Annotated in this window: 16 protein-coding genes; 7 read left to right on the top strand and 9 right to left on the bottom strand. The window is 74.3% G+C overall.

All coding sequences use genetic code 11. From position 1 onward, the window contains the following. Window positions 1–3 precede the first annotated feature (3 nt). Entirely contained in the window at window positions 4–948 is a 945-nt protein-coding gene (locus EV376_RS30905) for a serine/threonine protein kinase (RefSeq protein ID WP_486482649.1), read from the bottom strand. A 165-nt stretch (window positions 949–1,113) separates the two neighbouring features. On the opposite strand from EV376_RS30905, the gene EV376_RS15660 reads away from it, so the two are divergent. The 7 genes from EV376_RS15660 to EV376_RS15630 all read left to right on the top strand — a co-directional run bounded on the left by EV376_RS15660 (window position 1,114) and on the right by EV376_RS15630 (window position 7,512). Next, window positions 1,114–1,818 (top strand): hypothetical protein, encoded by a 705-nt coding sequence (locus EV376_RS15660; protein ID WP_130323973.1) that lies wholly within the window; start codon window positions 1,114–1,116, stop codon window positions 1,816–1,818. A 160-nt stretch (window positions 1,819–1,978) separates the two neighbouring features. Beyond that, on the top strand, window positions 1,979–2,320 hold the full coding sequence (locus tag EV376_RS15655; protein WP_130323971.1) for a PadR family transcriptional regulator: 342 nt from the start codon (window positions 1,979–1,981) through the stop codon (window positions 2,318–2,320). Beyond that, window positions 2,317–3,267, top strand: a complete 951-nt coding sequence (locus EV376_RS15650; RefSeq protein ID WP_130323969.1) for an HAAS signaling domain-containing protein — start codon at window positions 2,317–2,319, stop codon at window positions 3,265–3,267. Before EV376_RS15655 ends, EV376_RS15650 begins: the two co-directional genes overlap by 4 nt. Before the next feature lie 147 nt (window positions 3,268–3,414). Further along, window positions 3,415–4,701, top strand: a complete 1,287-nt coding sequence (locus EV376_RS15645) for a sensor histidine kinase (RefSeq protein WP_130323967.1) — start codon at window positions 3,415–3,417, stop codon at window positions 4,699–4,701. Window positions 4,702–4,777: 76 nt separating this feature from the next. Further along, window positions 4,778–5,479, top strand: a complete 702-nt coding sequence (locus EV376_RS15640) for a response regulator transcription factor (protein WP_130323965.1) — start codon at window positions 4,778–4,780, stop codon at window positions 5,477–5,479. 90 nt (window positions 5,480–5,569) lie between these two features. Next, window positions 5,570–6,454 carry an ATP-binding cassette domain-containing protein gene (locus EV376_RS15635; protein ID WP_130328676.1) on the top strand — a complete coding sequence of 295 codons (885 nt, stop codon included), beginning with the start codon at window positions 5,570–5,572 and terminating at the stop codon, window positions 6,452–6,454. Next, window positions 6,451–7,512, top strand: coding sequence for an ABC transporter permease (locus EV376_RS15630; protein ID WP_130323963.1), 1,062 nt, complete (start codon window positions 6,451–6,453; stop codon window positions 7,510–7,512). The genes EV376_RS15635 and EV376_RS15630 overlap by 4 nt, the downstream gene beginning before the upstream one ends. Window positions 7,513–7,566: 54 nt before the next feature. Here EV376_RS15630 and EV376_RS15625 read toward each other — a convergent pair whose 3' ends face one another. From EV376_RS15625 to pgsA, 8 genes are all read right to left on the bottom strand, one after another. Then, entirely contained in the window at window positions 7,567–7,782 is a 216-nt protein-coding gene (locus EV376_RS15625; RefSeq protein ID WP_130323961.1) for a hypothetical protein, read from the bottom strand. A gap of 171 nt (window positions 7,783–7,953) precedes the next feature. Further along, the gene (locus EV376_RS15620) at window positions 7,954–8,703 is read right to left on the bottom strand and encodes a YebC/PmpR family DNA-binding transcriptional regulator (RefSeq protein WP_130323959.1); all 750 of its coding nucleotides are present in this window, start codon (window positions 8,701–8,703) and stop codon (window positions 7,954–7,956) included. A gap of 291 nt (window positions 8,704–8,994) precedes the next feature. Then, window positions 8,995–9,600, bottom strand: coding sequence for a pyridoxal 5'-phosphate synthase glutaminase subunit PdxT (pdxT, locus tag EV376_RS15615; protein WP_130323957.1), 606 nt, complete (start codon window positions 9,598–9,600; stop codon window positions 8,995–8,997). Window positions 9,601–9,653: 53 nt separating this feature from the next. Further along, a complete protein-coding gene (gene pdxS, locus EV376_RS15610; RefSeq protein ID WP_130323956.1) occupies window positions 9,654–10,571 on the bottom strand; it encodes a pyridoxal 5'-phosphate synthase lyase subunit PdxS in 918 nt (305 codons plus the stop codon). 154 nt (window positions 10,572–10,725) lie between these two features. Beyond that, window positions 10,726–11,220 carry a hypothetical protein gene (locus EV376_RS15605; RefSeq protein ID WP_207228166.1) on the bottom strand — a complete coding sequence of 165 codons (495 nt, stop codon included), beginning with the start codon at window positions 11,218–11,220 and terminating at the stop codon, window positions 10,726–10,728. An 83-nt stretch (window positions 11,221–11,303) separates the two neighbouring features. Beyond that, window positions 11,304–12,464: a glycosyltransferase family 4 protein gene (locus EV376_RS15600; protein WP_130323952.1), complete on the bottom strand. Its 1,161-nt coding sequence runs from the start codon at window positions 12,462–12,464 to the stop codon at window positions 11,304–11,306. Window positions 12,465–12,480: 16 nt separating this feature from the next. Next, window positions 12,481–13,413 (bottom strand): phosphatidylinositol mannoside acyltransferase, encoded by a 933-nt coding sequence (locus EV376_RS15595; RefSeq protein ID WP_130323950.1) that lies wholly within the window; start codon window positions 13,411–13,413, stop codon window positions 12,481–12,483. Window positions 13,414–13,435: 22 nt separating this feature from the next. Next, window positions 13,436–14,071, bottom strand: a complete 636-nt coding sequence (gene pgsA / locus EV376_RS15590; RefSeq protein ID WP_130323948.1) for a phosphatidylinositol phosphate synthase — start codon at window positions 14,069–14,071, stop codon at window positions 13,436–13,438. Window positions 14,072–14,222: the final 151 nt, after the last annotated feature.

Genomic DNA, 14,222 nt, shown 5'->3' with positions numbered 1-14,222 from the left:
CGGCTACCGCCCACCGCAGCCGGCGCGCGGTCCGCGCGCCCGGGGACGCCGGCCGGAGCGCGGTGGCCGGCGCCGCCGCGGCGGCGTCCCGGAGCGGTGCGGTCGTGGCGGCGTGCCGGAGCGCGGCGCCGAACGCGGCGGCATCGGGGTAGCGGTCGGCCGGACGGCGGGCGGTGGCCCGGCGCAGCACTGCCGGCACCGCCGCCGGGACACCCGGCCGGAGCCGTCCCGCCAGGTCGCCGTCGGCCGGGGCGCACCCTCGGTGGCGGCCGGCTCGGGCGGCCGGTCCGGGCCGTTCGCCTGCGGCCCGGGCAGCGCGTCGCCCGGCTCGGCCAGCAGGCGTACGCCGAGCCGGCCCAGGCCGAACACGTCCGCGCGGGTGTCCACGACGGCCGCCGGGTCGTCCTGCTCGGGAGCCATGTAGCCGGGCGTACCGGCCCGGGCGGTGAGCCCGGACGCGGCGGCGAGCGCCTTGGCCAGACCGAGATCGGCGATGAGCACCCGTTCCCGGTGCGGCCCGGACGCGAACAGGATGTTGCCCGGGGTCAGGTCCCGGTGCACCACACCGTGCCGGTGCAGGACCGCCACACCGTCGGCGATCTCCGCGAGCAGCGCCAGGGCGGCCGGGACCGGCAGCGGACCGGCAACCAGCCGGTCCCGCAGGCTCCCCCCGTCGGCCCAGGCCAGCACGGCGTACGGCCGGCCGTCGGGCAACTCCCCCACGCCGTGCACCCGCACCAGCCGTGGATGGTCGAGCCGCCGCAGCAGCCGGGCCTCGTCCAGGAAGCGTTCCCGGACCCGCAGGTCATGGCTCCAGTTCTCGGCCAACACCTTGATCGCGACCCGGGACTCCAGGACGGCGTCGTGGCCGAGCCAGACGGTCGCGAACGATCCCGTGCCGAGCAGCCGCTCGATCCGGTACGCGCCGATCCGGCCCGGAGTGCCCACGACGTCACCCCCGCCTCCGACGGTAGCCGCCGGCGCCGGCGGGCGGGATCCCCCGGCGAACCGGGCCGGTGGTGGCGACCGGTCGGGAACCTGACGAACCGATGTCGTCGACGCGGAGACCAACAGGGCACAGGAGACCCCGACTCACCCTTGAGGAGCATCGCCATGAACCGTCTCCCGTCCACCGCTCTCGCCGGCGCGCTGGCCCTGGCCGCCGTCCTGCCGGCTCTCCAGGCCGCCCCGGCCTCGGCGCGGCCGCTCGCGTTCTCCACCACCGTGGCCACCCCCGGCGCCGCAGGCCGGCCGCTCGCCGCCCCGCCCGCCGACCCGACCCGGGCCGGTGCCGGCTCGGCTGCCGCCGGAATGCGGGCCAGCACCGCCGGTCCGGCCGGCACGGCGACGGCACCGGCCCGCCCCGCCGTCGGCGGCGTCGAGGTCCTCAGCGTCCGGGGCGCCGGGCCGTTCCGCATCGGGGCCCGCCTGTCCCGGCTGTCCGCCGCCGGCCTCATCGACTGGTCGGTCGAGTTGTGTGGCGGCGTGCTGCACGCCGGGGTGACCGGTGGGTGGGCCGGGACGATCCTGCTGGTGTTCCGGCACGGCCGGCTGGTCGAGGTGGGGACCGCCACCGTGCCCCCGCGCTCACCGGCGGGCGGGTCCGTCGGGATGTCCTTCGCGGAGCTGGAGGAGATCTACGGCCGGCGCGGGTCGATGATCCGCAACGACGCCGGGGACGAGTCGGCGTACCTCGTCCGGTTCGGTGACCGGGTCGAGCTCTACACCGGCCACCCGATCCGGTCCGGCGTCGGCTACTACGCGGCCGGTCGGGCCGATTTCGTCGAGCGGGCGTTCCGGCAGGGCAGCGCCTGCTGAGCGCTCTCCGGCGGTGCGGGGCGTCACCCCGGCCGGCCGGGTCGTGGGGCGTCCGGGCTGGCCCGGACGCCCCACACTGCTGTACCGCCAACAACTATGCTGCCCAACACAGCAGAGTGGCGCTGGACAACAGTGTGTGCCGCACAGTATCGTGTGATGCATGGTCAGCGAAGAGATCCTCCGGACCCACCTGCAGGAGCTGCGCCGGGGCACGGTCGTGGTGGCGAGCCTCATCGCGTTGCGCCGCCCCGACTACGGCTACGCGCTGCTGCAACGCCTCACCGGGCACGGCTTCCCCGTCGACGCCAACACGCTCTACCCGCTGCTGCGCCGCCTCGAGGACCAGGGGCTGCTGACCAGCGAGTGGAACACCGAGGAGAGCCGGCCGCGCAAGTTCTACCGGACCAGCCCCGACGGCGAGGCCGTGCTCGACCGGCTCCTCACCGACCTCGCCGCCGTCCAGACCTCCATGACCGCCCTGCTCGAAGGAGTCGACCGATGACCTCCCTGACCGACCGCTACGTCGCCGCGGCCCTGCGCTCGGTGCCGACCGCCCGTCGCGAGGAGATCGCCACCGAGCTGCGCGCCTCGATCGAGGACATGATCGAGGGCCGGGCCGCCGCCGGAGAGGACACCACCGCCGCCGAGCGGGAGGTCCTCACGGAGCTGGGCGACCCGGCGCAGCTCGCCGCCCGCTACGCCGACCGCCGCCTGCAACTCATCGGCCCCACCTACTACCTGGCCTGGGAACGACTGCTGAAGCTCCTGCTCAGCTTCGTGCCGGCCACGGTCGGCGTCATCGTCGGCCTGCTGGCGGCGACCGACGGCGAGAATGTCGGCGGGGCCGTCGGGCAGGGGATCACGACCGCGTTGACCGTGGCCCTCCAGATCGCGTTCTGGGTCACCCTGGTCTTCGCGGTCCTGGAGCGGACCAACACCCCGCTGAACCTGCCCGCCTGGAACGTCGACCAACTGCCGGCAGGCCCGGTGAACCGGCAGATCACCCTGACCGACACCGCCGCCGCGATCGGCTTCCTGGCGCTCTTCATCGCCTATCTGCCGCTGCAGCACTTCCGGTCGTTCGTCCCCGCCGACGGCACCGGGAACCTGCCGATCCTCGACCCGGCCCTGTGGAGCTTCTGGCTGCCCTTCCTGATCGCCGTGCTGGTCGCCACCGTCGGCCTGGAGATCGCCAAGTACCGGGCCGGCCGCTGGACCTGGCCGCTGGTCGCGGTGAACGCGGCGCTCAACCTGGCGTTCGCGGTGCCGGTGATCTGGCTGATGTCGACCGACCGGCTGCTCAACCCCGATCTCGTGGCCCGCTTCGACTGGCTCGGCGAGGGCCGCAACCTGGACGTCGTCGCCACCATCGTGGTGGTCAGCACGATCCTGATCACGCTCTGGGACACCGTGGACAGCGCCGTCAAAGCGTACCGCGCCAACCGCTGAGGCCCCCCTCCGCTGCGGCCCGGCCCCCTCGAACGGGTGCCGGGCCGCAGCACGGCTGTACCCCGGCGTGCCCCTGCGCGGCCGCCGGAGCGGGCCTCCGGCCGGGTACCGCACCGGGGCCGCCGGCCGGATGAGATCCTCACCAGGATGAGCATCGAGGCGGAGGACGACTGGCGGCGCCCCGGACCCACCCGGGAGCAGCAGCGGTTCGACGTCTACGTCGGGCTGGCCGCCACGGTGCTGGCGCTGTTCAGCCTCACCCTGGCGCGCAGCACCGGGGCGTTCCTGCTCGGGCCGCCGCCCTCCGGGCCGGAACAGGTGTTCTGGACCGTGGCGGTGGTCCTGCCGCTGATCTGGCGACGCCGCTTCCCCGCCACCGTCACGCTGGTGATCTCGGCGGCGTTCATCGCGGCGCAGGCGCGCTCCGCTCCGGAGACGCAGCTGTCGGGGTGGGCGTTGTTCGCGGCCATCTACACGCTCGGCGCCTGGGGCCGCGACCGCCGGCTGTCCCGGCGGCTGCGGATCGGCGTCATCGCCACCATGTTCGTCTGGCTCGGCGTCTACTACGCCACGACCATCGGCAGCATCCCGCCGGATGCCTTCGCCCGCGCGGTCGGGCCGGTGCCCCCGGTGCTCGCCGCGATCGTCAGCGGGGTGCTGGTCAACGTCCTCTACTTCGGGTTCGCGTACTTCTTCGGCGAGACGGCCTGGCTGGCCGCCCGCCGGCAGCACGACCTCCGCACCCAGGCCGAGGAGCTGCGCCGGTCCCAGGCCGAGATACGCGAGCACGCGGTGGTCGACGAGCGCGTCCGCATCGCCCGGGAGCTGCACGACGTCGTCGCCCACCACGTGTCGGTCATGGGCGTGCAGGCGGCCGCCGCCCGGCGGGTCTTCGACCGGGACCCGGCCAAGGCGCGCACGGCGCTGAGCGCGATCGAGGAGACCGCCCGCAGGGCGGTCGACGAGCTGCGCCGGATGCTCGGCGTGCTGCGCGCCCGGGACGCCGACACCGGCGGCCCGGGACCGGCCGGCCCCGGCGGGATCGACCAGATCGCCGCCGTGGTCGACCGGGCCCGCGAGGCCGGCCTGCGGGCCACCCTCGGGGTGTACGGGGACCCGGCGCCCCTGCCCGAGTCGCTGTCCCAGGCGGCGTACCGGGTGGTCCAGGAGGCCGTGACGAACGTGCTCAAGCACGCCGCCGGCGCGACCGTCCTGGACGTACGGATCCGCTACCTGGCCCACGAGGTGGAGGTCGATGTGACCGACGACGGACGGCCCACCCGCCCGCCCAACCCGGACGGGGTGGGTCTGATCGGCATGCGCGAGCGGGTCGCCACCCACGGCGGCGCGCTGGAGGTCGGCGCGCGGGCCGGCGGCGGCTGGCGGGTACGCGCCCGCTTCCCGCTCCCGGTGGCGGCGGAGCGTCCGGCGTGAGCGGACCCGGTGAGCCGATCGCCCGAACCAGCGCGGCCGGGCCGCACGGCGGCACGCGGCGTAGCGGAGCCGCGGCGTGAACGCCGGGGCGGCGGCGGGCGGGCCGATCCGGGTGCTGCTCGCCGACGACCAGCACCTGGTCCGCACCGGCTTCCGGGTCATCCTCGAGGTGGAGGACGACATCGAGGTGGTCGGGGAGGCCGCGGACGGCGAGCGCGCCGTCGGCATGGTCCGGGCGCTGCGTCCCGACGTGGTGCTGATGGACGTGGAGATGCCGGGTGTCGACGGGCTGGAGGCGACCCGGCGGATCACCGCCGACCAGGACGGGCCGGGCGGGCCCGCGGTGCTGATCCTCACCACCTTCGACCGGGACGACTACCTGTTCGCCGCGCTGCGCGCCGGGGCCAGCGGCTTCCTGCTGAAGAACGGCACCCCGGAGGCGCTGGTCGAGGCGATCCGGGTGCTGGCCCGCGGCGACGGGCTGCTCGCACCGGAACTCACCCGGCGGGTGATCGCCACCTTCGCCCGCCCCGGCGGCGCGGGCGCCGGCGGCGCGTCCCCCGAGGCGGCGCTGCGCGAGCTCACCCCCCGGGAACGGGAGGTGCTGGCCCTCGTGGCCCGGGGCGCCAGCAACGCCGAGATCGCCGCCGACCTGCACCTGGGCGAGGCGACGGTGAAGACGCACGTGAGCCGGGTGCTGGCCAAGCTCGGCCTGCGCGACCGGGTGCAGGCGGTGGTCTTCGCGTACGAGCACGGTGTGGTGCGGCCCGGCGGGTGACCGCGTCCGCCCGCAGGAGGATCCCGGGGTTCCACCGCCGGACGGACGGCGACCGCCCGGCGCGGAACTAGCGTGATCATCGTGACCGACATGCTCCGACTCGACGGCGTCGACCGCAGTTTCGGCGACCGCCGGGTGCTCCAGAACGTGTCCTTCGACGTGCCCGCCGGGCGGATGACCGGCTTCGTGGGCGGCAACGGCGCCGGCAAGACCACCACCATGCGGATCATCCTCGGCGTCCTCGCCGCCGACGCCGGCCAGGTGAGCTGGCGGGGTGAGCCGCTGACCCGGGAGGTCCGCCGGCGGTTCGGCTACCTGCCGGAGGAACGCGGCCTCTACCCGAAGATGAGCGTCCGGGAGCAGGTGGCGTACCTGGGCCAGTTGCACGGCATGACGGCGGCGGCGGCCCGGCGCAGCACCGACGCCCTGCTGGAGCGGGTCGGGCTGGCCGAACGCGCCGGCGACCAGTTGGAGACGCTGTCGCTGGGCAACCAGCAGCGCGCCCAGATCGCCGCCGCACTGGTGCACGATCCCGAGGTGCTGGTGCTCGACGAGCCGTTCTCCGGTCTCGACCCGATGGCCGTCGACACGGTGGTGGCCGTGCTGCGCGAGCGGGCCGCCGCCGGGGTGCCGGTGCTCTTCTCCAGCCACCAGCTCGACGTCGTCGAGCGGCTCTGCGACGACCTCGTGATCATCGCGGGTGGGGTGATCCGGGCGGCCGGCAGTCGCGAGCAGTTGCGGGCCGCGTACACCTCGCCCCGCTTCGAGCTGAGGGTGGACACGGACGCCGGCTGGCTCCGGGACCAGCCGGGGGTGACCCTGGTCGACCTGGACGGCGCCCGGGCCGTGTTCGATCTGGCTCCCGGTGCGGACGAACAGCCGGTGCTGCAGGCGGCGCTGGCCCGCGGTCCGGTCCGGGCGTTCCGCCCGGTCGCCCCCTCCCTCACCGAGATCTTCCGAGAGGTCGCCCAGTGAACACCACGCAGGCCACCCAACTGGTCGCCGCCCGCGAGATCCGGGTCCGGCTGCGCGACCGCACGTTCCTGTTCAGCACGCTGTTCTTCCTGCTCTTCGCCGCGGCGGCGACCGTACTGCCGTCGCTGCTGTCCGGTGGCCCGGCCAGTGTCGCGGTGACCGAGGCGGCGGCCGGGCCGCTGCGCGACGCCGGCCTGGAGGTGCGGACCGTACCGGACGACCGGGCCGCCGAGCAGGCCGTCCGTGCCGGCGACGTGGACGCCGCCGTGGTCGCCGGGCCGGCGGTGCTGGCCATGGACGAGGCGCCGGACGACGTGGTGGCGGCCCTGAGCACCCGACCCGAGGTGCGGCTGCTCGACCCGGACGCCGTCGACCCGGTGGTGGCGTTCCTGGTGCCGTTCGCGTTCGCGTTCGTCTTCTTCCTCACCTCGCAGACGTTCGGCGTGCAGATCGCGCAGTCCGTGGTGGAGGAGAAGCAGACCCGGGTGGTCGAGATCCTGGTCGCCGCGGTGCCGGTGCGGGCGCTGCTGGCCGGCAAGCTGGTCGCCGGCACCGTGCTGGCGCTCGGGCAGATCGCGCTGATCGCCCTGGTCGCCGTGGTCGGCATGCGGTTCGCCGACAGCGGCGGGCTGCTCACCCTGCTGGGGCCGGCGATCGGCTGGTTCCTGCCGTTCTTCCTGCTGGGCTTCGTGCTGATCGCGGCCATGTGGGCGGCGGCGGGGGCGCTGGTCAACCGGCAGGAGGACATCGCCGGGGTGTCGATGCCGGTGCAGTTCGCGGTGATGCTGCCGTTCTTCGCGGTGATCTTCCTCAACGACAACGAGACCGCGATGCGGGTGCTGTCGTACCTGCCGTTCTCCTCGCCGACGGCGATGCCGCTGCGGCTGTTCACCGGTGACGCGGCCGGCTGGGAACCGCTGGTGTCACTGGCCGTGCTGGTGGTGGCGGCGGCCGCGTTCCTGGTCGCCGGGGCCCGCGTGTACGAGGGTTCGCTGCTGCGCACCAACGGGCGCACCTCGATCGGCACGGCGTGGCGGTCCCGGGAGACGGTCGGCTGAGGACCGGCCCGACCCGGGATCGGCCGACGCCGGAGCCGCGCCGGCGGGAGACGGTCAGCGGGACGGCCGGGAGTCCGGTGGTGCTTCCCCGCTCCCCCGCAGCGCGGTCACCAGGCGCACCAGCAGCCCGCCGATCACCAGCAGCGCGCCGGTGAGCCGGAGTCCCGCGTCGAGCGCCTTGGTGGCGAGGTGCAGCAGGAGGATGCCGGCGCCGACGACGGCGATCAGCGTGCCGGCACGGCCGACCAACTGTGCGGGTGTCCCATCCATCGGCGCAGTCTAGCCGGGCGGGTGGCGGCCGGCAGTCGCCAACCATGAGTGCCGCCCGACGTACCTGCACGCCCTCGTCGGCGAGGTGCGCCGCTGCGGAAGGCTCGACGGCAGTAGCCGGTTCCCCACCAGAAGCGTCAGCGGGGAACCGACCAGATGCCGGGCGGCGGCTCAGCCGACGGCCTCCATCACGTCGTCGCTGACGTCGAAGTTCGCGTAGACGTTCTGCACGTCGTCGCAGTCCTCCAGGACGTCGATCAGCTTGAAGACCTTCCGCGCCCCCTCCTCGTCCAGCGGCACGTTGACGCTCGGGACCAGCGAGGACTCCGCCGACTCGTACTCGATGCCGGCATCCTGCAGCGCGGTGCGGACGGCGATGAGGTCGCCCGGCTCGGAGACCACCTCGAACGCCTCGCCCAGGTCGTTGACCTCCTCGGCGCCCGCGTCGAGGACGGCCAGCATCACGTCGTCCTCGGTGGTGTCGGCCTTGGGCACGATCACCACGCCCTTGCGGGAGAACAGGTAGGACACCGAGCCGGCGTCGGCGAACGAACCGCCGTTGCGGGTCAGCGCGGTGCGCACCTCGGTGGCCGCGCGGTTGCGGTTGTCGGTGAGGCACTCGATCAGCAGGGCCACGCCGTTCGGGCCGTACCCCTCGTACATGATCGTCTGGTAGTCGGCGCCGCCGGCCTCCAGGCCGGAGCCGCGCTTGACCGCCCGGTCGATGTTGTCGTTGGGGACGGAGTTCTTCTTGGCCTTCTGGATGGCGTCGTAGAGCGTCGGGTTGCCGGCCGGGTCACCGCCGCCGGTGCGCGCCGCCACCTCGACGTTCTTGATCAGCTTGGCGAACATCTTGCCGCGCTTGGCGTCGATGACCGCCTTCTTGTGCTTGGTCGTCGCCCACTTTGAGTGGCCGGACATCTGTTACCTCCGTTGCTACCCGCCGTCTGCTTCGACCGCATCCCACTCGCTCCGCTCCCGCCGGCGCACACGGAAGGGTGCCGGTCAGCTCTGGCGGAAGGCGGGCAGATGGCCCTGCCGAATCGCGGCAATCCTACCGGCGCGGCCGGCTCCCGACACGCGCCGCACCCCGCCCCGGACCGTCCGCAGAATCGCCCCGCCGCCGCCCGCCCCCGTCGATCATGAGGTTTTCGCCGAGGAAAGCGCTTCCCCGGACCGCTCACTTCATGATCGACGGAGTGCCGGCCGGGATCAGCCGGCGGTGCGGACCAGGTCGACGAAGTACGCGTGCAGGCGCCGGTCGCCGGTCAGCTCCGGGTGGAACGACGTGGCCAGCAGGTTGCCCTGGCGGACCGCGACGATCCGCCCGGCCGCCGGCCCCTGCGTCACGGTGCCCAGCACCTCGACGCCGGCACCGACCCGCTCGACCCACGGCGCACGGATGAAGACCGCGTGGAACGGCCCTCCCCCGACGCCGGCCACCTCCACCGGCGCCTCGAACGAGTCGACCTGCCGACCGAACGCGTTGCGCCGGACGGTCATCTCGATGCCGGCGAAGCCGCGCTGGTCGGGCCGGCCGTCGAGGACCTCGCCGGCCAGCATGATCAGGCCCGCGCACGACCCGTAGACGGGCAGGCCGTCCGCGATGCGCTTGTCGATCGGTCCGCGCAGCTCGAAGATGTCGACCAGCTTGCTGATCGTGGTCGACTCACCGCCCGGGACGACCAGACCGTCGACCGCGTCCAACTCCGCAGGGCGACGGACCGGCCGGGCCTCCGCGCCGGCCGCGACCAGGGCCGCGGCGTGCTCGCGTACGTCGCCCTGGAGGGCGAGCACGCCGATCACGGGTGCCGTCACTTCGCTCCCTTCCGAGGGCGGGAAGGGGCCCTGAGGCGGGCCCCTCCGTCACCTCACCAGCCGCGCTCGGCCAGGCGGTGCGGCTGCGGGATCTCGTCGACGTTGATGCCGACCATGGCCTCGCCGAGGCCCCGGGAGACCTTCGCCAGCACGTCCGGGTCGTCGTGGAAGGTGGTGGCCTTGACGATCGCGGCGGCCCGCTGGGCCGGGTTGCCGGACTTGAAGATGCCCGAGCCGACGAACACGCCCTCGGCGCCGAGCTGCATCATCATCGCGGCGTCGGCCGGGGTGGCGATCCCACCGGCGGTGAACAGCACCACCGGGAGCTTGCCGGTCTCGGCGACCTCCCTGACCAGCTCGTACGGCGCCTGCAGCTCCTTGGCGGCCACGTACAGCTCGTCGGCCGGCAGCGACTGCAACCGGCGGATCTCGCTGCGGATCCGCCGCATGTGGGTGGTGGCGTTGGAGACGTCACCGGTGCCGGCCTCACCCTTCGAGCGGATCATGGCCGCGCCCTCGTTGATCCGGCGCAGGGCCTCCCCCAGGTTGGTGGCGCCGCACACGAAGGGGACGGTGAACGCCCACTTGTCGATGTGGTTCTCGTAGTCCGCGGGGGTCAGCACCTCGGACTCGTCGATGTAGTCCACGCCGAGGGACTGGAGGATCTGCGCCTCGACGAAGTGGCCGATGCGGGCCTTGGCCATGACCGGGATGGAGACCGCGTTGATGATCCCGTCGATCATGTCCGGGTCGCTCATCCGGGAGACGCCGCCCTGGGCGCGGATGTCGGCGGGCACCCGCTCCAGCGCCATCACGGCCACGGCGCCGGCGTCCTCGGCGATCTTGGCCTGCTCAGCGGTGACCACGTCCATGATCACGCCGCCCTTGAGCATCTCGGCCATGCCCCGCTTGACGCGGGCGGTGCCGGTGACGGGGGTGGCCGCGGTGTTCCGGGAAGTGGTTTCGGGCACGGTTCATCGCTCCTAGAGACGTGCTCGGGGGGTGGCTGGGCCGATGCTACGACGGGCTGAACGCGCCGCCGACAGCCAATCAGGCCCACGGTGGCCTGCTTTGTGGCCCACATCACGGTCGGATCGGCCGCGCCGGCGGCACCGGATCAGCGGCTCAGCTCGCGGGCACGTCGGCCGGCGTGGTCAGCGTCGGATCGTCGATGTCGAAGTAGCGCGGCCACGGCCGGCGACGCCCCATTCGCAACAGCCGTACCAGTGGCCGCCCACGGGCCGTGCGGGCGTCCCGAACCAGGTCGGTGTGCACCTGCCGGGCCAGGGCCAGCCGGCGGCTGGCGGCGATGACGGCCTCGGCGTCCGGATCGCCGGGGTCCAGCTGCACCGAGCGCAGTTGCCGGGTGAGGTCGTTCTCGGCGGCCTCGCGCTCGTCCGGGCGGGCGTCCAACGCGATCCGCGCCGCCGCGTACAGCTCGACGCCGTAGCGGCGCTCGGCGAGCACCGCGGCCGCCGCCGCGCGGCGCAGCAGGTGGGCGTCGAGCGCGCGGGCCGCCAGCTCCGCCCGGGCCTGCAGCCGCTCGACCCGGCCGGCGGTCCACCCGAGGTACGCCGCCAGCAGCGCGACGACAAGCGTCCCGCCCACCACCCACCACATGCCCGGCATCGTAGTGCCGCTCCGTTCCGTCTCCGCCGGCCCGGGGCCGACCGCCGCCCGTCCGGCACCACCGGCCCCGCCGGTCAGCCCAGCCCCACCCACTCCTGGTCGATGACCCGCCCGTCGGTTGCCTCGATCGCGGCTGCGTATACCTCCAGAACCCGGCGGGCAACCACGGGCCAGTCGAAATTCGCCACCACCTGGTCGCCGCAGGCGGTCAGCTCGGCCCGGGCGTCCGCGTCGTCGAGCAGGTCGACGAGCGCGCTGCGCAGCGCCACCGGGTCACCGGTGCGGAACAGCCGGCCCGCCCGGCCGCCGTCGAGAACCCGCCGGAACGCGTCGAGGTCGCTGGCGACGACGGCGGTCCCGGCGGCGAGGGCCTCGGTGAGGATCATGCCGAACGACTCGCCCCCGGTGTTGGGCGCCACGTAGAGGTGGACGCTGCGCAGCATCCGCGCCTTGTCCTCCTCGGAGACCAGCCCGAGGAAGGTGACCCGGTCCCGCAGCTCGGCCGGGAACGGGTCGAACAGGTCCTCCGGGTCGCCGGGACCGGCGACCAGCAGCCGCAGCCCGGGGCGTTCGGGCGCCAACCGCAGGAACGCGTCCCGCAGCACGGGGAAGCCCTTGCGCGCCTCGGTGAACCGGCCGAGGAAGCCGATCGTCCCGCCCCGGCCCGGCGCGCACTCCCCCGGCCAGCCGGGCAGTGGTTCGGCACCGGTGAACTTCGCGACGGCCACCCCGTTCGGGATCTCCACCGCACCGCCGTCCATGTGCTCGACCTGCACCTTGCGGGCCAGCGCGCTGACCGCGATCCGGGCGGTGATGCGTTCCAGCACGATCTGCAGCACGCCCTGCGCGGCGGCGAGCACCCGGGAGCGGGTCATCGCGGTGTGGAAGGTGGCCACCACCGGGCCGCGGGCGGAGAGCACGGCCAGCATCGACAGGCTCAGCGTGAGCGGCTCGTGCACGTGCAGCACGTCGAAGTCGCCGCGGGTGATCCACCGGCGGACCCGGGCGGTCGAGACCGGGCCGAAGGCGATCCGGGCCACCGAGCCGTTGTACGGCAGGGGAACCGCCCGCCCGGCCGGCACCACGTACGGCGGCAGCGGCGAGTCCTCGTCGGCGGGGGCGAGGACGCTCACCTCGTGCCCGAGCCCGATCAGCGCCTCGGCCAGGTCCATCACGTGGTTCTGCACGCCGCCCGGCACGTCGAAGGAGTACGGGCACACGATGCCGATCCGCACGTTGGCGCCCTTTCCCTCAGACCTGTCCGGTGGCCGGCGAGGGCTGGGCCGCGCCGTTCGGTGTGGCCTGCTGGTCCAGCCACATCCGCTGCAACATGTGCCAGTCTTCCGGATGCCGGGCGATGCCCGCCGCCAGACCGTCGGCGATCCGCTGGGCCAGCGTCCGGACACGCTGGTCGAGCGGGCCCTCCTCGGGGCCGGGCACGGGCAGCGGTCCCTCGATCGTGGCGCACGCGGCGTCCGGCTCGTACCACATCGAGGCCACGTACAGCGGCGCGCCGGTGCGGAGCGCCAGCAGCGCGGGGCCGGGGGGCATCCGGGTGCGGGAACCGAAGAAGTCGACCTCCACGCCGCGGGCCGAGAGGTCCCGGTCGGCGAGCAGCGGGACGACGAAACCGGCGCGGACCCGGTCCACCAGCACGTCGAAGGCCGGCCGCTCCCCGCCGTGGGTGGGCAGGATCTCCATGCCCAGCTTCCGCCGGAAGGTGAGGAAGCGCTGGTAGACGCCCTCGGGCTTGAGCCGTTCGGCGACCGTGGCGATCGGCCAGCCCATCGCCGCGACCCAGGCGCCCGCCGCGTCCCAGTTGCCGGCGTGCGGCAGGGCGACGACCGCACCCCGGCCGGCGGCCACGTCGGCGGCGAGCACCTCCGCCCGGTCGAGCCGGAACCCGGCCAGGATCTCCGCCCGGCTGAGCCCGGGCAGGCGGAACGCCTCCAGCCAGTACCGGGCGTAGGAGCGCAGGCCCGCCCGGACCAGCGCGTCGAGCTCCGGCTCGGGCACGTCGGGGCCGACCACGCGGCGCAGGTTGGCGCGGAGTCGGGCCGTACCCCCGCCGCCGCGCCGGTGGGCGCGGTCGGCGCCCGCCCGGAAGGCCGCGGCCGCGACGGGCCGGGGCAGCGCGCGGACGGCGCGCCACCCGGCCAGGTAGGCCAGCTCGGTCGGGGTCACCGGAGCCGGCCCCCCGCCGCCCTCACCCCTGGCCGCCCGGGGCGGTGGGCACCTGGCGGGCCTGCCGGTACACGTGCGCCATCCGCTGCCCCACCGTGAAGATCGACACAGCGGCGAGCAGCCAGAGCGCGACCGGCAGGGCGACCGGCAGGCCGAGCCCGGCGAGCAGGCCGCCGACGCCGACGATGAGCAGCCGCTCGGTGCGCTCGGCGATGCCCACGTTGCAGGTCATGCCGAGCCCTTCGGCCCGCGCCTTCACGTACGAGACCAGGCCCCCGGCCGCCAGGCAGACCAGCGCGGCGGCGACGCCCCCGCGGTCGCCCTCGGTGGCCAGGTAGTACGCCACCGCGCCGAAGACGGCGCTGTCGGCGACCCGGTCCATGCTGGAGTCGAGGAACGCCCCGAACCGGGTGGAGCCACCGCTCATCCGGGCCATCGTCCCGTCGAGCAGGTCGGTGAGCGCGAAGACCGTGACGATCAGCGCTCCGGCGACGAGGTGGCCGCGCGCGCCGAAGCCGAGCGCGCCGACGAGCACACCGAGGGTGCCCGTCACGGTGACCGCGTTGGGTGTGACGCCCGCGCGGAGCAGGCGGCGCGCGACCGGCTCGACGACGCGGGTCATGCCCGCGCGGGCCGTCACTTGGAAGATCTTCGCCATGGCGGTCCCACGATAACGGTCCCCCGCCCGGCCGCGGTACGGCCACCTCGGCGACCCGCGCGGCAGAGGCTTGTGCCGCCCGGACAACGGGTGTCTGATCGACCCTGGAAGGTGAGGCAGCTCACCGGTCCGCCCGTCCCGTTCCCGCTTG

The organism is Micromonospora sp. CNZ295 (assembly GCF_004217535.1).
The sequence above is the reverse complement of the archived record's forward strand: the minus strand, read 5'-3'. Positions and strand labels throughout refer to the sequence as shown.